The sequence below is a fragment of the Pseudomonas guariconensis genome, assembly GCF_900102675.1.
Classification (GTDB): domain Bacteria; phylum Pseudomonadota; class Gammaproteobacteria; order Pseudomonadales; family Pseudomonadaceae; genus Aquipseudomonas; species Aquipseudomonas guariconensis.
The window spans coordinates 166,457-183,477 of the sequence record NZ_FMYX01000002.1 but is presented as its reverse complement, the minus strand read 5'-3'; the positions used below and the strand labels follow the sequence as shown (position 1 = coordinate 183,477).

At 63.3% G+C, this 17,021-nt stretch carries 15 protein-coding genes; 10 read left to right on the top strand and 5 right to left on the bottom strand.

Annotated features, from left to right (window positions below):
- Positions 1–17: 17 nt before the first annotated feature.
- The 5 genes from BLS27_RS03730 to BLS27_RS03710 are packed head-to-tail and all read left to right on the top strand — an operon-like array spanning position 18 to position 6,182.
- Positions 18–1,775, top strand: coding sequence for a carbamoyltransferase family protein (locus tag BLS27_RS03730; protein ID WP_043207308.1), 1,758 nt, complete (start codon positions 18–20; stop codon positions 1,773–1,775).
- A complete protein-coding gene (locus BLS27_RS03725) occupies positions 1,759–2,889 on the top strand; it encodes a glycosyltransferase (RefSeq protein WP_090343221.1) in 1,131 nt (376 codons plus the stop codon). The genes BLS27_RS03730 and BLS27_RS03725 overlap by 17 nt, the downstream gene beginning before the upstream one ends.
- Positions 2,889–3,785, top strand: coding sequence for an antimicrobial resistance protein Mig-14 (locus BLS27_RS03720; RefSeq protein ID WP_043207311.1), 897 nt, complete (start codon positions 2,889–2,891; stop codon positions 3,783–3,785). Before BLS27_RS03725 ends, BLS27_RS03720 begins: the two co-directional genes overlap by 1 nt.
- Positions 3,782–5,197 (top strand): PIG-L deacetylase family protein, encoded by a 1,416-nt coding sequence (locus BLS27_RS03715; RefSeq protein ID WP_043207313.1) that lies wholly within the window; start codon positions 3,782–3,784, stop codon positions 5,195–5,197. The genes BLS27_RS03720 and BLS27_RS03715 overlap by 4 nt, the downstream gene beginning before the upstream one ends.
- Before the next feature lie 28 nt (positions 5,198–5,225).
- Positions 5,226–6,182, top strand: coding sequence for a glycosyltransferase family protein (locus tag BLS27_RS03710; protein ID WP_090343220.1), 957 nt, complete (start codon positions 5,226–5,228; stop codon positions 6,180–6,182).
- A gap of 128 nt (positions 6,183–6,310) precedes the next feature.
- Here BLS27_RS03710 and BLS27_RS03705 read toward each other — a convergent pair whose 3' ends face one another.
- Positions 6,311–6,916, bottom strand: a complete 606-nt coding sequence (locus BLS27_RS03705; protein WP_090343219.1) for a BUD32 family EKC/KEOPS complex subunit — start codon at positions 6,914–6,916, stop codon at positions 6,311–6,313.
- A 224-nt stretch (positions 6,917–7,140) separates the two neighbouring features.
- On the opposite strand from BLS27_RS03705, the gene msbA reads away from it, so the two are divergent.
- Together msbA and hldE are read left to right on the top strand one after the other, a co-directional pair.
- Complete coding sequence (msbA, locus tag BLS27_RS03700) at positions 7,141–8,949, top strand: lipid A export permease/ATP-binding protein MsbA (protein WP_043207321.1); 1,809 nt, start codon at positions 7,141–7,143, stop codon at positions 8,947–8,949.
- Positions 8,950–9,081: 132 nt separating this feature from the next.
- A complete protein-coding gene (gene hldE, locus BLS27_RS03695; protein WP_043207322.1) occupies positions 9,082–10,503 on the top strand; it encodes a bifunctional D-glycero-beta-D-manno-heptose-7-phosphate kinase/D-glycero-beta-D-manno-heptose 1-phosphate adenylyltransferase HldE in 1,422 nt (473 codons plus the stop codon).
- 90 nt (positions 10,504–10,593) lie between these two features.
- Here hldE and BLS27_RS03690 read toward each other — a convergent pair whose 3' ends face one another.
- The 4 genes from BLS27_RS03690 to BLS27_RS03675 form a co-directional block, all read right to left on the bottom strand.
- Complete coding sequence (locus tag BLS27_RS03690; RefSeq protein ID WP_090343217.1) at positions 10,594–11,544, bottom strand: metal ABC transporter ATPase; 951 nt, start codon at positions 11,542–11,544, stop codon at positions 10,594–10,596.
- 37 nt (positions 11,545–11,581) lie between these two features.
- A complete protein-coding gene (locus tag BLS27_RS03685) occupies positions 11,582–12,394 on the bottom strand; it encodes an aldo/keto reductase (RefSeq protein ID WP_043207324.1) in 813 nt (270 codons plus the stop codon).
- The gene (locus BLS27_RS03680) at positions 12,391–13,566 is read right to left on the bottom strand and encodes an NAD(P)/FAD-dependent oxidoreductase (RefSeq protein WP_090343214.1); all 1,176 of its coding nucleotides are present in this window, start codon (positions 13,564–13,566) and stop codon (positions 12,391–12,393) included. Before BLS27_RS03680 ends, BLS27_RS03685 begins: the two co-directional genes overlap by 4 nt.
- A 234-nt stretch (positions 13,567–13,800) precedes the next feature.
- Positions 13,801–14,133, bottom strand: a complete 333-nt coding sequence (locus BLS27_RS03675) for a DMT family transporter (protein WP_043207325.1) — start codon at positions 14,131–14,133, stop codon at positions 13,801–13,803.
- Between the two features lie 88 nt (positions 14,134–14,221).
- Here BLS27_RS03675 and BLS27_RS03670 point away from each other — a divergent pair, with 88 nt between their 5' ends.
- The 3 genes from BLS27_RS03670 to BLS27_RS03660 all read left to right on the top strand — a co-directional run bounded on the left by BLS27_RS03670 (position 14,222) and on the right by BLS27_RS03660 (position 16,986).
- Positions 14,222–15,112, top strand: coding sequence for a LysR family transcriptional regulator (locus BLS27_RS03670; protein WP_043207326.1), 891 nt, complete (start codon positions 14,222–14,224; stop codon positions 15,110–15,112).
- Between the two features lie 51 nt (positions 15,113–15,163).
- A complete protein-coding gene (gene waaA, locus BLS27_RS03665; protein ID WP_043207327.1) occupies positions 15,164–16,432 on the top strand; it encodes a lipid IV(A) 3-deoxy-D-manno-octulosonic acid transferase in 1,269 nt (422 codons plus the stop codon).
- Positions 16,433–16,536: 104 nt separating this feature from the next.
- Positions 16,537–16,986, top strand: coding sequence for a hypothetical protein (locus BLS27_RS03660; RefSeq protein WP_090343211.1), 450 nt, complete (start codon positions 16,537–16,539; stop codon positions 16,984–16,986).
- The last annotated feature ends 35 nt before the right edge of the window (positions 16,987–17,021 follow it).

Genomic DNA, 17,021 nt, shown 5'->3' with positions numbered 1-17,021 from the left:
AAGAAGAGGCTAGACCCTTGGCATTGACGATTCTTGGCCTGTCCGGCGCCCTTAGCCATGACCCTTCCGCGGCCCTGTACATCGACGGCAAACTGGTTGCCGCCGCCGAAGAAGAGCGCTTCGTGCGTGACAAGCATGCGAAGAACCGCATGCCCTACGAGTCGGCGAAGTTCTGCCTGGAGCAGGCCGGCATCAAGCCGTCCGACGTCGACGTAGTGGCCATTCCGTTCGCCCCCATCAGCCTGTTCGGCAAGGCGCGCTGGCACTATGCCAAGCGCTACTGGTACGCCCCGGACCGCGCCCTCGACGCGATCCTGATGGGCAACCGTCGCTACAAGCGTTACCGCAAGAAGATCGTCTGGTGCCTGGAGCAGCTGGGCTTCGACCCGAAGAAGATCAAGATCGAACCGGTCGAACACCACCTGGCCCACGCCTCCAGCGCCTACCACTGCTCGGGCTTCAAGGAAAAGACCGCGATCCTGGGTATCGACGGCAAGGGCGAGTACGCCACCACCTTCTTCGGCTACGGCGAGAACGGCAAGATCCACAAGATCAAGGAGTTCTACGATCCGGACTCCCTGGGTGGCCTGTATGGCGCGATCACCGAGTTCCTCGGTTTCGAGATGCTCGATGGCGAATTCAAGGTCATGGGCATGGCGCCCTATGGCGACGCCAGCAAGTATGACTTCTCCCGTCTGGCCAGCTTCGAGAACGGCGAGCTGGTGATCAACACCGAGTACGCCAACGTCATTGGCCTGCGCCGCTATAAAGAGAAGGGCAAAGGTTTCTACTTCTCGCCCAAGCTGATCGAGTGGCTGGGGCCCAAGCGCGAAGGCGACATCGCCGACGAGCCATACATCCACTACGCCGCGAGCATGCAGGCGCTGTTCGAGAAGCTCGCGCTGCAAATGATTGACTACTACCTGGGCGACATCCTCAAGCAGGGTGGCAAACTCGCCTTCGCCGGCGGTTGCGCGCTGAACGTCAAGCTCAACCAGAAAATCATCGCCCGCCCAGACGTCAAGGAACTGTTCGTGCAGCCTGCCTCGGGCGATGCCGGTACCGCCGTCGGTGCCGCAGCGTATGTTTCCCACGCCCGCGGCGTGCCGGTCGAGAAGATGGAGCACGTCTACCTCGGCCCTTCGTACTCCAACGAAGACGTGATCGCCGCCTGTGCCCGTCATCCAAATGCACCGAAATGGCGCAAGATCGACGATATGCCGCAGCGCATCGCCAAGATCATGGTCGATGGCAACCCAGTGGCCTGGTTCCAGGGCCGCATGGAGTTCGGCCCGCGTGCGCTGGGTGGTCGTTCGATCATCGGTTGCCCGAGCGTGCCGGGCGTGGCCGACCGGATCAATGAGCAGATCAAGTTCCGCGAGCGCTGGAGACCCTTCTGCCCGTCGATGCTCGACACTGTAGGGCCGCAGATGATCAAGGTCGATCACCCCGCGCCGTTCATGACCTTCACCTTCGAGGTCGCCGAGGAATGGAAAACCCGTGTACCAGAGGTGGTCCATGAGGACGGCACCTCTCGCGCCCAGGTGCTCAAGCGTGAATACAACCCGCGTTACTACGACATGATGAAGGCCCTCGAGGACCTGACCGGCAACGGCGTGTCGCTGAACACGTCGCTCAACCGCCGTGGCGAACCCATGATCTGCTCGCCGACCGATGCCCTGAACATGTTCTTCGGCTCGGACCTGCAGTACCTGATCATGGAGGACATCCTGGTAGTCAAGGACGGCGCGGCGCCTTATGACCAACCGCTCTGAACGGCGCGTCCTGCAGTTCTGCCACGGCTATGACGGGCCATTCCTCGATTGCGCCCGTCAATATGCCAGTCTGTTCCAGGGCAGCGGCTTCAAGGTCACCACGGTCTTTCTCACCGGAAAGGCCGACCCCCAGGTAGCCGCAGGTTGCGCGTCGGACGAAGTGCTGTTTCTGGAGTTCAGCTCCAAGGCCGTACGTGGCCTGAAGCTGGGCGCGATCGCCGCGTTGCGCAAGATCGCCGCGGCCCGCGACTTCAGCTTCTGCATCGCCCACCGCTTCAAGCCGATCTATGTGGCGCTGCTGGGTACCCGCTTGCCGGTGATCGGCGTGCACCATGCGTTCGGTGACTACCAGCGCGGCGGTCGGCGCCTGTTCGCCAACCTGTTCAAAAAGCGTCTGAGCCTGCTCGGCGTTTCCGATGCGGTGCGTGACGACATGCGCCATTGCCTGGCGCAGTGGCCGGTCGAGCGAATCCAGACACTGTACAACCGCATCGATGTCCAGGGGCTGCAGGCCGGCCTGGTGCCTCGTGAGGAGGCGCGCCGGGCGCTGGGGCTCGATCCGCAGGCCTGGGTCGTCGGCAACGTCGGTCGCCTGCATCCCGACAAGGACCAGGCCACTTTGCTTCGCGGCTTTGCCGAGGCGCTACCCGATCTGCCAGCTGGCGCCCGTCTGGCGATCCTGGGAGAGGGCCGCCTGGAAGCTGCGCTCAAAGCGCAGGCGGCGCAGCTGGGTATTGCCGGTCAGGTGGATTTTCTGGGCCAGGTGCCCAATGCGCGGCGCTATTTCCAGGCGTTCGACGTGTTCGCCCTGAGCTCCGACCATGAGCCGTTCGGCATGGTTCTGCTGGAGGCGATGGTTGCCGGCGTACCGCTGCTCGCCACGGCGTGTGGTGGAGCCCTCGAGGTGGTTGAAGGTGTGGGCGTGCTGTTCCCGCTTGGGGATGCCGCTCAGCTGGCCCAAGGCCTGAAGCATATGGCCGGGCTGGATGCGGCGCAGCGCCAGGCGTGCGCCGAGCACATGCTACAACGCCTGCATGAGCGATTTTCCGACCAGGCCGTACGCGAGGCCTTCTGGGCCTTGCCGCAGGTGCGGGCATTGGTGGCGGAGGCGTGATGCTCAATCATATCCGGGCCCTGCGCGAGCGCGGCTGGTCCGTCATCGACGGTCAGGCCTACGCCGATGCCTGGCATCGTTTCGGCGGCAGTGTCGCCACCCATCCGCAGGTGGTCGAGCAATTGGCGGACCTGGCGCAGATCCCTGTGCGTTACCTGGGTTGGCACCACGCTGGCGAGCTCAAGGCTGCTATTCCAACTTGGGGGCGTCACCTGGCGCTGTCCAAGGACGTGCTCAAGCGCCACGGTAAGAAGGGCCTGTTCGACCTGGGCAATGCGGAAATCATCCTGCCCGCAGCTCCCGATGCCGGTGCGCCACTGCGCCATGCAGCGCGTTATCTTTCCGAGTTGAACCAAGGTCGATTCACTGGGCTCAAGGCGCAAGCCGAGCAGCTGGCCATGGCCCGTGCCCATGAAGACTTGTCGAAGAAGTTCCGTTACAACCAGCGCCGCGAGCTGCGCCTGCTGGAAGAGGCGGGCGGTGTGGTGCGGCCGATCAGCGACTTCAGCGCGACCGAAATTGCCGCCATCTACTGCGACCTGTTCATGCGCCGCTGGGGGTTCCCGGCCACGGGCGCGGCGCGTATGGCTGAGGTGCTGGAGCGCCTGCGTGACCTGTTGATCGGCTCAGTGTTGCTGCTCGATGGGGCGCCGATCGCGATCCAGCTGGTGTACCGGGTCGAGGCGCCGGAATGGATCAGCGTCGAATACATCAACGGCGGGGTCGACCCAGAGACCAAGGCCTTCAGCCCGGGCAGCGTCCTGAGCTTCCTCAATACCCAGGCTGCCTGGGAGGACGCCAGGGCGCGCAACAAACCGCTGCGATTCTCCTTCGGTCGCGCCGACCGCGAGTACAAGGACCGCTGGTGCAACCCGGTGCCGGTGTTCCAGTCGTGAGCCGCAAGCAGCAGTTGCTCAAACGCCATCGGCGCAACAAGCGCCTGGGGCTGCTGGCCGGGCTCATGGTGCTGGCCGCCCTGGGGGTATTGACTTGGTGGTGGCTGCCACTGGTGCTATTGCCGCTGGTGTGGATTGCCCACGAGGCCTGGTTCGCTGATCACCTGTTCTATTCGCCCTCCGAAGACTATGCCTACCGCTTCGGCGAATTGACCCGCCAGGCCGCTGCGCGGCTTCAGGGTGACCGGCTCCAGGTCGATGTGCCACTGGCAGGCGATGAGACGCTGATCCTCGAAGTACGGGTCAAAGCCAACTGGTTGGGGCGTTTTCTCGACCCGCAGGTGCTGCTTGATGGTGAGTCCGAGCAGGACTGCCAGACTTTCGAACGCGGCGTCGATGGTGTCCGCTTCCTGAACCTGACCGGTTTCGCCGCGCCCCTGATGGCGGGTGTCTTGCGTTTGCGCGGTCGCCACTGTCGGCTGGTCGGCGAGCCTCGCCTGTGGATAACCCCCTCGGTCGAATTGCACAAGCGCCGTGTGATGGTCATCGCACCCCATGCAGATGACGCTGAGCTTGCTGCCTATGGCCTGTATAGCCAGGCCGAAGAAGCCTGGGTGGTCACCCTGACCGCAGGTGAGATCGAGGCCGAGCACTATCAGCAGATGGGCCTGCCCAAGGCTGAGGCGGCGCGCCTGAAGGGCCGTCTGCGCGCCTGGGACAGCATCGCGGTGCCGCGCTGGGCGGGCGTGCCTGAGTCGCGCTGTGTGCAGTTGGGCTATTTCTGTCTGCAATTGCCGGCGATGCAAGCGGCGCCGGACATGCCGGTGGGCTCGCGTGAGGCGGACATGGCCGACATCCGCCCCTTCCGCCGATTCAACCCCTTCGACTTGCCAGGTGATGCCGATGGTGCACCGACCTGGAACAACCTACTGGCCGATCTGCGCGCCGTCCTGGAGCGGGCGCGGCCCCAGGTGCTGGTGATGCCACATCCACAGCTCGATCCACATCCGGATCACATCTGTGCCCAAGCGGCGGTGCTCGAAGCGTTGCAGGGCCTGGACTGGCAGCCCGAGACGCTGCTGTGCTACGCCAACCACCTGCACGACAATGACCGCTGGCCGATGGGTGACAGCGGCGACGGCGTTGCCTTGCCCCCGCAGTTGAGTGCCGACCAGGTCTGGGCACCCTGCAGCCAGGTATTGAGTCTTGCCATCCAACGCGACAAGGCCATGGCCTTGGGCATGATGCATGACCTGCAGCCCAGCGCGCCGTTCAAGCGTCGCTTGCGGCGTGCCCTGCAACGCTGGCTGGCCGGACGCAAGCCATCGCCTTATGGCGAGAACGAATTCTTCCGCAAGGCGGTACGCCGCCACGAGCTGTTCTGGCGTCGCACGTTTGAGCGCGACGAATGATTGAAGGCGCAGAGGCCCAAGCAAAGCAATGAAAGTCCTATTTCTGGTGCAGAAGGAGCAACGGGCGATCCTCGACCGCCTGTACGATGGGGTGGCCGCCAATTGCGATTGCGACCTGCGCTGGCTGAGCAGCGAGGACCAGCGCAACCTGCGCCGCTACTTCAAGCGCGAGGTGGATGTCACGCGCTATGACCGGATCGTGTTCTTCCTACGCTTCAAGCAGGAGATCCGCCAGGTCCCGTTCATCCGCAGCGTGCCCAACCTGGTGATTCTCGAGCACGACGCCTACCAGAACTACATACCGTGCAAGTACACCGGCAAGTTCAGTGCGCATTATCGCCAGTTGCCGTGGGCTCGGGTGATCAGCTCCGGCTATATGGTCAGCGAGCGCCTGCGCCAGGAAGGTTTCGACGCAGTGTTCGTGCCCAAGGGTTACGACGAGCAATTGCTCACAGACCAGGGGCGCGAGCGCGATATCGAGCTGGCCTTCGTCGGCAGCACTGGAAGCGTCGCCTACAGTGGTCGCAAGGCGTTGCTCGATGAGCTGGGTCAGGTGGAGAACCTGGTGGTCACCCGCACCAAGTCCGGCGAGGATTACTGCAATACGCTCAACCGTATTCGCTTCTTCGTCAGCGCCGATGTGGGCATGGGCGAATACATGATCAAGAACTTCGAGGCCATGGCCTGTGGCTGCGTGCTGCTGGCCTATGACCAGGGCGAGGCGGAGAACCGTGCACTGGGTCTTGAGGACATGCACAACTTGGTGCTGTACGACAGCATTCCGACCTTGCGGGAGAAATTGGCGGTACTGCGCAACGACCCCGAACTTGCCGAGCGCATCGCCCGTAATGGTCGTGAGCTTGCGGTGTCACGCTTTAGCTTCGCCCAGGTAGGACGCAGCATCGTCGAGCATCTGGTACCTGCGCTGCGTCCGCATCCGCCGCTGACCCGTTGGCAGCGTCTGCGCCTGGCACTGGGATTCTGACCGGCTTCTTTTACCTGGGGCTCGGCGGCGGCTTCCAGCCGCCCGGGCCGGTGTGCGGCCCAGCGCAGTCTTGGTAGGTGCTGGCGAAGCGGCCCCAGGACCTGACAGCCGCTATCGATTAGCAGACCTCAATGGGCCAGCAGGGCAGCCTCGAAATCGGCGACGGGGAACTGATTGGCGAGTTTTTCTCGCTCGATGTACCGCGCCATGTGCTGGACGTTGCGCCGAACCATTCGCGCCGAAAGCGGTGCACGCAGGAAGCGCATGTCCGCCACATCGATCAGCCCAAGGCGCTGGTCGGGTGTCATCACCACGTTACCCAGGTGCAACGAGCGGAAATAAATGCCCGAACGGTGCAACTGACGGATCAACTCGATCAGTTGAGGCATAAGGGCGTCCCAACTGAACCCAGGTTTGCGCGACAGCTGCAGCAGTGTTTCGCCCGGCAGTGGGCGGTACAGCACGGCGGTGCGTCCTGGCAGTTCGAGCTTGTGGTGGCTGATCACCTGCAGGGTCGGGATCCCCAGTTGCGTCAGGCGTGCCGCATTTTCGACGAAGCGTTGCGAGTAGGGGCGCAACAATGCAGATGAAATCAAACGCTTGCGACGGAAGATTTTAAGGATATTGCCATTCCCTAGCAGGTAGACTTTGGCGCCGTAGCTATCTGCCTCTAGAACCTTGGCACCGAGTGTCAGCTGATCGAAGTCGACCTGGGAGAGCCGGGAGCATTGCATGGGTAGGGCCTTGTCGTCTGGCAAGCAAAATGACCGGCAATAATGCCGAAAATAACGCGCCAGTACCATGATGGTGGCGTTGGATTGTTTCAGGGATCGAAGCCAAGAAGCATTGCGCCGGCCTGCGAAGAGGCTGGTCATGTGGGTCTGGTGCTGCCCCGACGGGTGCCCTGGACAAACCCTGTGTTAAAATTTCCGGTTCAACCTGAACAGCGAGCTCGATGATGGCCGAAACACCGCTACCGGCGGAGCAAACCTCCAGCCTGAAGATCTACTTCCGGCTGCTGAGCTACGTCAAACCCTATATCGGCATTTTCCTGCTGAGTATCGTGGGCTTCGTGATCTTCGCCTCCACCCAGCCGATGCTGGCGGGGATTCTCAAGTATTTCGTCGATGGATTGAGCGATCCACAGGCGGTCCTGTTCCCGGACGTGCCCTACCTCAAAGACATGCAGTTGCTGCAGGCCGTGCCGTTGCTGATCATCCTGATCGCAGCCTGGCAGGGCCTGGGCTCGTTCCTGGGCAACTACTACCTGGCCAAGGTCTCCCTGGGGTTGGTGCATGACCTGCGGGTGGAGTTGTTCAACAAGCTGTTGGTGCTGCCGAACCGCTATTTCGACAGCCACAACTCCGGTCACCTGATTTCCCGCATCACCTTCAACGTGACCATGGTCACCGGCGCCGCCACCGATGCGATCAAAGTGGTGATTCGCGAAGGCCTGACCGTGGTGTTCCTGTTCGCCTACCTGCTGTGGATGAACTGGAAGCTGACCTTGGTGATGGTTGCCATCCTGCCGGTCATCGCCCTGATGGTCAGCACCGCGAGCAAGAAGTTTCGCAAGCAGAGCAAGAAGATCCAGGTGGCCATGGGGGACGTCACCCATGTAGCCTCCGAGACCATCCAGGGCTATCGCGTGGTCCGCAGCTTCGGCGGCGAGGCCTACGAGCAGCGTCGCTTCAGCAACGCCAGCCAGAGCAATACGGACAAACAACTGCGCATGACCAAGACCGGCGCGCTGTACACGCCGATGCTGCAGCTGGTGATCTACAGCGCCATGGCCGCGCTGATGTTCCTGGTGCTGTTCCTGCGTGGCGATGCTTCGGCGGGCGACCTGGTGGCTTACATCACCGCCGCGGGCCTGCTGCCCAAGCCGATCCGCCAGCTTTCGGAAGTCAGCTCGACCATCCAGAAGGGCCTGGCCGGCGCCGAGAGCATCTTCGAGCAGTTGGACGAGAAGCCCGAGGTGGACACCGGTACCGTGGAAAAGGACAAGGTGGAAGGCCGCCTGGAGGTGCGCAACCTCAGCTTCACCTACCCAGGCACCGAGCGCCAGGTACTGAGCGACATCAGCTTTACCGCCGAGCCTGGGCAGATGATCGCACTGGTTGGGCGTTCCGGCAGCGGCAAGTCCACGCTGGCGGCGCTGATTCCACGCTTCTATCACCATGATCAGGGGCAGATCCTGCTCGATGGCGTGGAGATCGAACAATACCGACTGCGCAATCTGCGTCGACATGTGTCCCAGGTGACGCAACACGTCACTCTGTTCAACGATACCGTGGCCAACAACATCGCCTATGGCGACCTGGCCGGTGCGCCGCGTGAGGCGATCGAGGCGGCGGCTGCCGATGCCTACGCCAAGGATTTCGTCGACCAGCTACCCAAGGGTTTCGACACCGAAGTCGGCGAGAACGGCGTGCTGCTTTCCGGTGGCCAGCGCCAGCGCTTGGCGATTGCCCGCGCACTGCTCAAGAACGCACCGCTGCTGATCCTCGACGAGGCGACCTCGGCACTGGATACCGAATCCGAGCGGCACATCCAGGCGGCGTTGGACCACGTGATGGAAGGCCGCACCACCCTGGTGATCGCCCACCGCCTGTCGACCATCGAGAAGGCCGACCTGATTCTGGTCATGGACCAAGGCCGCCTGGTGGAGCGTGGCACCCACGCCGAGCTGCTCCAGGCCAATGGCCATTATGCCCGCTTGCACGCCATGGGGCTGGATGAGCCGGAAAAGGCCGATATCACCTGACCCCCCCCTGAATCGGGGCCCTCTCGGCCCCGATCATCATTGGTAACGCACAGATCGCAGCTGGCCATAAAGCCGTCGCCGACCCTGTGCTAATATCCTGCCCCTGTTCATTATTTTTCATATGGGTTGCCCATGAAGTTGTCCATGCCGCGTTTCGATCAAGCCCCGGTCCTGGTGGTCGGTGATGTCATGCTCGACCGCTACTGGCATGGCGGTACCTCGCGGATCTCTCCCGAAGCACCGGTGCCGGTGGTCAAGGTCGAGCAGATCGAGGATCGCCCCGGCGGCGCGGCCAACGTCGCACTGAACATCGCTGCCCTTGGCGCGCCTGCCTCGCTGGTCGGCGTGACCGGTCAGGACGAGGCTGCCGACAGCCTCGCCAACAGCCTGCAGGCTGCAGGTGTGCGCTCGGTCTTCCAGCGCATCGCTCATCAGCCGACCATCGTCAAGCTGCGGGTCATGAGCCGTCACCAACAGCTGTTGCGCATCGATTTCGAAGAACCGTTCGCCACCGACCCGTTGTCGTTGGGCGAGGAGGTCGATGAGCTGCTCGAAGGCATCAAGGTGCTGGTCCTGTCCGACTACGGCAAGGGGGCGCTGAAGAACCATCAGAGCTTGATCCAGGCGGCGCGGGCCAAGGGCATTCCAGTGTTGGCCGACCCCAAGGGCAAGGACTTCTCCATCTACCGTGGCGCCAGTCTGATCACCCCGAACCTCAGCGAGTTCGAGACGATCGTAGGTCGTTGCGCCGACGAGGCCGAACTGGTCGCCAAGGGTCTGCAATTGCTCCAGGATCTGGAACTGGGCGCGCTGCTCGTGACCCGTGGCGAGCATGGCATGACCCTGCTGCGCACCGGGCACCCGGCGCTGCACCTGCCCGCCCGGGCCCGTGAAGTGTTCGATGTCACCGGTGCCGGCGATACCGTGATCTCGACCCTGGCCGCAGCCATTGCCGCCGGCGAGGATCTTCCCCACGCTGTCGCGCTGGCCAACCTGGCTGCAGGTATCGTGGTCGGCAAACTGGGTACCGCTGCCATCAGCGCGCCGGAGCTGCGCCGGGCGATCCAGCGTGAAGAGGGCTCCGAGCGCGGCGTGCTCACCCTCGACCAGTTGCTGCTGGCCATCGATGATGCCCGGGCACACAACGAAAAGATCGTCTTCACCAACGGGTGTTTCGACATTCTCCACGCTGGGCATGTGACCTATCTGGAACAGGCTCGCGCTCAAGGTGACCGCCTGATCGTGGCGGTCAATGACGATGCTTCGGTCAGCCGTCTCAAAGGGCCGGGTCGTCCAATCAACAGTGTCGACCGTCGCATGGCCGTACTGGCTGGCCTGGGGGCTGTGGATTGGGTCATCAGTTTCCCTGAAGGCACGCCGGAAAACCTGCTCAGCCAGGTCAAACCGGACGTGCTGGTCAAGGGCGGCGACTATGGCATCGACCAGGTGGTCGGCGCCGATATCGTCAAGGCCTACGGTGGCACCGTGAAGGTACTGGGACTGGTGGAGAACAGCTCGACCACCGCCATCGTCGAGAAGATCCGCAAGCACTGATCTGCAACGTAGGTATCGCGTGACAATTCCCCCATAGCGCAATGCTTGTGGGGAGCTTGTCACGCGATTGGCCTGTAAGGCCTGCTGTCGTTACTTGTGCAGTGCGCGCTGCAACAGCGCCCGCGCCTTATCGCTGAATCGCTGCAGGTGCGAGGTCGGCACCTGCTCAAGGCCTTGTTGCTTGATCCACTCTTTCCAACGAATCCGCTCATCCTTCACCACCCAGCCTTCCTGTCGGGCAAAGCTTTCGGCCAGGTACAGACCGCGGGTGCTTGCAGGCACCAGTTGGTCTTTCTTCAAGGTATAGAGCTCGGCCGTGGGCTGGCCATCGATCAGTGGCATCAGATACAAGTCAGGGCGCTTGCGGTTCAGGCGTGCGACCAGTCGGTCGCCTTCCAGCCGTTCGTCGACATGGAACAAACTGAGCGACTTGGCCTCCCGGGGGACCTGCAGGCGAAGGTCATAGATCAACTGCAGGGATGCCGTTGGCAGGTGCACATAGGCGCGTGGGCGTTCCAGCAGCATGAGGTTGTCGCAGTGAACCGGACGGGCTGCACCGGACTCGGGGGACAGAACAAACGGTAATGCCTCGCGGTAGTGCAGGGCGTCGGCGTAGGGGGCTGGCAGCCAGGTATCGTTGAAACGCCCACCGAGCCAGCCTTCGGGCGTCTCCATCAGGCACTCCTCGGCCACCTCCTGGATGGCGGTGTGCAGCGGCAGGTTCAGTTCCTGGGCCGGGACATAACCGGAAATAAGCTTGAGCACGACATCGCCGCGATCCTGGCGGCGCTGGCGCACCAGCACCCAGTAATCGCGATGCTGCCAATGCAAGGTCAGACGCACCGATACCCCGAGGTTGGCCAGTTCGACCACAAAACGCTCCGGGTTGCCCAGCTGAATGGCTTTGCGTCGCTGCTGCACCTGGGAGAAGTTCAACGGCATGCCGATGGGCTTGTAGGTCAGGCCGTCGGGCGTGGCTTCGACATGCAGCGGTAAAGTTTTGAAGTTGCTCGGGTTCTTGCGGATCAGCGTTCGCGGCACGAGGCTCCTCCTTGCGTTGGGCGCCCGTCTGGGCGATTCAAGGCCGTCCCAGGATTCGGGCGACGGTGGCCACGTTATGGGCCAGGTGCAACGGGTTGATGGTACCGACGATAGCACTGCTCACCCCCGGGTGGGAGAACAGCAGCTCGAAGCTGGCCTGCACCGGATCGACCCCGGGCGCGAGGCAGATGTGCCCGCTGGCCAAGGCCTTTTTCACCAGGATGGCCTTGCCGTGTTCGGCAGCGTAGTCCAGCACCGGGCGTTCTGCCTGCTCGTTGAGGTTGTAGGTGACCATGGCGCAGTCGCCTTGCTCCAGCGCCTTGAGTCCGCCGGCTACGGTCTTGCCGGACAGGCCGTAGCCGAGGATCTTGCCCTCCTGCTTGAGTTCGGCGAGGGTCTGGTAGACGCCTTGCTGTTCGAGGATTGCCAGGTCGTTGCCATCCGAATGCACCAGCACCAGCTCGATGCGGTCGGTCTCCAGACGACGCAGGCTGCGCTCCACCGACAGGCGAGTATGGGCGGCGCTGAAGTCGAATCGGGACTGGCCGTCCTCGAACTCCTCACCCACTTTGCTGACGATCACCCACTCGTCGCGCTGCCCGCGCAACAGCGGCCCCAGGCGTTCCTCGCTGCGGCCATAGGCAGGGGCGGTGTCGATGAGATTGATACCCAGCTCTCGCGCCTGGGCCAGCAACAGCCGGGCCTCGTCATCACCTGGAATGGTGAAACCGGTGGGGTACTTGACGCCCTGGTCCCGGCCAAGCTTGACGGTGCCCAGGCCCAGCGGCGAGACCTTCAGGCCGGTGCTGCCCAGCGGGCGATGGAGGTCGTGCAGGGTCGGCAGGCTCATGGCAGCAGTTGCTCCCAGGCAGGCACGCCAACCGGGGGGCGGGGCAAGTCGGTCAGGTCCGGTTGGGCGGTGGGGCGGATGCCGTCCCGATCCAGGCTCGCCAAGACGCGATCAGCAAAGTCCGGTGCCAGGGCCAGCTTCGTCGGCCAGCCCACCAGCAGGCGCTGCTGGTCAGCCAGGAAGGCGTTGTCCGGGCGTACCAGGCCTGATTGCGCAGGTTCTGCGCGGTCGACACGCAGGGTGGCCCAGCGAACTGGGCTCTGGTCGACCCATGGCAACAGGCTGGCGATTTCCTTTTGCGCCGCGGCGATCTGCGCCGCAGGCTCGCGGGCGACCCCCTCGGCTTCGGCCAAATCCCCCCCCAGGTACCAAACCCACTGCCCGTCCGCAGCCGGGTGGGTGGTGACGGTCACCCGAGGCTTGGGGCCGCCGCCCAGGCAGTGGGCGTAGAGCGGTTTGAGATTCGGCCCCTTGGCCATGACCATATGCAGCGGACGGCGTTGCATGGCGGGTTGGCTCAGGCCCAGGGCCTGGAGCAGCGCCTCGGTGCCCGCGCCGGCGCTGAGGACGATGCGTTGGGCACGAATTTCACGGTCATCGACACGCAAGCCGACGAGCTCGTCGCCTTCTTTCAAGGGTTCGATGCGCTCACCGGCCAGTAGGCTGTCGCCGGCCAGTTCGGCCAGGTTGGCGAGCAGGCTGGGCACGTCGATGACCAGTTCGGCCAAGCGATAGACCTTGCCCTTGAAGGCACGATCCTGCAGAGCGGGGGGCAATTGATCGCCCTTGACCTGATCGACCCGACCGCGCACGGCTTTGCTGGCGAAGAAGCTGGTGAGGTTGCCGGCCAGGGTGCCAGGAGACCACAGGTAGTGGGCTTCGGAGAGAATGCGGGTCTTGCCGAGGTCGAGCTCGCCGTTGCCGGCCAGTGCTTCGCGCCAGCGGCGAGGCATGTCGGCGATGGCCTCCGATGCGCCGGTCAGGGCGCCATGCAGGGCGTACTTGGTACCGCCGTGGATGATGCCCTGGGACTTGATGGTCTGCTCGCCGCCGAGGCTGGCGCGCTCGACCAGCACGGTCGAGTACCCCAGGCGCTGCAGCCGGGCATTGAGCCAGAGGCCTGCGACCCCGGCGCCGACGATCAGCACGTCAGTGGAAATGGCAGATGGCATGCGGGCACCTCTAGAACTGGGACAGTTGCCCAGTATACAGGCTGTGGCGTGATGCTTGTCCGGGGAGAGATGCAGACCGTTTTGTCGCGTTCGCGGGTAAACCCGCTCACACCGTTACAGCGGCGTACCTATGAGCGCCGAAGAACCGGTGAGGGCGGGTTTGCCCGGTGAAGAGGGCACTACCACAGGGCAAGATGCTTGCCGCCCATGGGCGTGCATGAAATGCGCTGTCGCTCAGTGCCCCGCGGTCTTGGAGAACAGCTGGATCACCACCACGCCGCCGACGATCATGGCCATGCCCAGCATCGCCGGGAAGTCCAGCTTCTGCCCATAGATCACCAGCGCCACCGCGCTGATCAGCACGATGCCCAGGCCCGACCAGATGGCGTAGGCGATACCCACTGGAATGCTGCGCACCACCAGCGTCAGCATCCAGAACGCCACGGCGTAACCGCACACCATCAACAGCAGGGGCAGCGGTGTGCTCAAGCCCTTCACAGCTTTCATGGAAGCGGTGGCGATGACTTCTGCGCAGATGGCGATGGTCAGGTAGGTATATGCGTTCATGGTGCGAGTCTCCGTTGCCAGGCCTCGCATTCTAGGCCTAGGTGAAATGCGGTAAAGTCATTACCTATCTAACTTGGAGATAGGTTCAATGGCTGAGCAGTGGAGTCTGGATCAGCTGCGTCTGTTCCTGCGGGTGGCCGAGTTGCGGTCGTTTTCTGCTGTCGCACGGGAGCAGCGCAAGGCGCAGTCAGCCATCAGCAATGCAATCGCGCTGTTGGAGACGGACTTGGGCGTAACGTTGTTCGAGCGCAGCAGCGGGCGCCAGCCACGTTTGACCGAGAGTGGTGCGGCCCTGCTCGAGGATGCCCGCGAGCTGCTACGCCAGTGCGAGCGTCTGGACGGCCGGGCCTTGGCATTGATGCGGGGGCAGGAAGCACTGCTGCGGGTAGCCAATGACGAAGCCATGCCCTACCAGCCGGTCATCGACAGCCTGGACGAGTTGTCCACCCGCTTTCCGTTCCTCGAGGTGCAACTGGCCAGCGGTGCTCAGGGGGATGTGGCGCGCAAGCTGGTCGAGCGGCGTGCGGACCTGGGGTTGTTCTTCCATCACGAGCAGATTCCCGCCTCGCTGGAGCGTCGGGCGCTGGGCAGCGTCGAGATGGTCACGGTCTGCGCCGTGGGGCATCCGCTGGCCCGTGAGCAGCGGGTCAGTCGTCAGCAACTGGCGCGTCATCGGCAATTGCTGATCACGCCCCAGCAAAGCGGTTATCCGGGTGGCGAGGCGATCAGTCCGCAGGTGTGGCGCGCCGACAGCTTCTATTCAATGGCTGAACTGCTGATGCGTGGCCTGGGCTGGGCCTGGCTGCCGCGGCATGTGGTGCAGTATCCGACCTACCAAACGCACATGGTCGAACTGGACAGCGAGTGGCGCCCGCCGGCGCTGGTGGTCGAGCTGGCTTGGCGCCGCGACCAGCCGTTGGGGCCGGCGGCGCAATGGTTGGCCGAGCGCTTCGCCGTGCACCTGCGGGCGATTGGCTGAGGCTCGCCGCTTGCAGGCCTTTTCTTGCGGTTCCTTGTACACTGCGTCGCCATGAACAGAACCCTCTATACCTTGCTGTTTCACCTGGGCCTGCCGCTGGTCGCGCTGCGCCTGTACCTGCGTGCCCGCAAGGCCCCGGCCTACGGCCAGCGCATCGCCGAGCGCTTTGCCTGCAAGCTTGCGCCCATGCGCCAGGGAGGCATCTGGGTGCATGCGGTGTCGGTAGGCGAGAGCATCGCTGCTGCGCCGATGATTCGCGCCCTGCTCAAGGCCTACCCGGACTTGCCCATTACCCTGACCTGCATGACCCCGACCGGGTCGGAGCGGATCCGTGCGATGTTCGCCGAGGAGCCGCGCATTCAGCATTGCTACCTGCCATACGATCTGCCGTGGGCCGCCGGGCGTTTCCTCGATCATGTGCGGCCACGGCTAGGCATCATAATGGAAACCGAGCTGTGGCCAAACCACATTCACCAATGCACCAAGCGCGGTATCCCGGTGGCCTTGGCCAATGCTCGGCTGTCCGAGCGTTCGGCCCGCGGTTACGCGCGCTTTGCCGGGCTGACCGGTCCGATGCTCGCTGAGATGAGCCTGATCGCCGTGCAGACCGAGGTCGAGGCCGAGCGTTTCCGCAGCTTGGGCGCGCGCCCCGAGTGCGTGCAGGTGACCGGCTCGATCAAGTTCGACCTGAAAATCGACGAGCAACTGCAACCACGTGCCAAGGCCTTGCGCGAACAGTGGGGCGCCGAGCAGCGCCCCGTGTGGATCGCCGCCAGTACCCACGAGGGTGAGGATGCGCTGATCCTGGAGGCCCATCGGCAGTTGTTGCAGGTTCATGGTGATGCGCTGCTGATTCTGGTGCCGCGTCATCCGGAGCGCTTCGATGCGGTGTATGCCTTGTGCCGCGATCAGTTCGCCACGGTGCGACGCTCCCTGGGGACGCCGGTGAACGGCCAGACTGCGGTGCTGTTGGGCGACACCATGGGCGAATTGCTGTTCCTCTACGCATTGGCTGATATCGCCTTCGTCGGCGGAAGCCTGGTGGCTACCGGCGGGCACAACCCACTGGAGCCTGCTGCGCTGGCCTTGCCGGTGGTCATGGGACCACATGTGTTCAATTTCCTCGAGATCACCGCCATGTTGCGTGAGGCCGGTGCCTTGCAGCAGGTGGATGATGCCGAGGGACTGGCTGGCGCTATACGCCGCTTGATCGAGCTGCCACAGGATGCCCGGCGCATGGGGCTGGCGGGCAAGGCCGTGATGCAAGCCAATCAAGGGGCCCTGGACCGGCTTGTGCAGGCATTGGCGAAATGGCTGTGATGACGCAAAAGGTGGCAAACAGATAGTTCATTTGCGCTGGGCGTGCTGCCTACGCTCCTGTCCAGGACGCCAACAGGCGTGTCGAAGATTGGAGGAGACGCCGCATGTACAGCAGGACACTCACCGCGTTCGGCCTGATGACCGCCTTGTCGGCACAGGCCTCGATCGGTGTGCCGAAGTACCCAAAGTTCATCGAACCGTGGGCCAGCGTGAGCGTGAACTACCCGGATCCAAACGCCAGCATCCAGCACACCGGGGCCTATTTCATCGACGCCTTGAAAGGGCCGCACTTCACTATCGATGACAACGCCAGTTGGTCGGTGGATGACGACGATCAGGGTAGGTTGGAGATGGTGCCGAAGGTGCTGGGCAAGCATAGCTTCGTTGAGGAGGTCCTTGTGACCTCGGGCGCTCTGGCGTGCAATTTCAGCATCATGTACGACCTGCGGCGTGTCAGGCTTCATGCCGCGTCCATCGGCGAGGCCTACGCCGACTGCAGGTCTTCGCTGCATATCGATGGCGATCACAACGCAATTCGTTTCTTCATGAAGTGATGTGCATCGACAGGCTGTGCCAGCTACTTCACGAG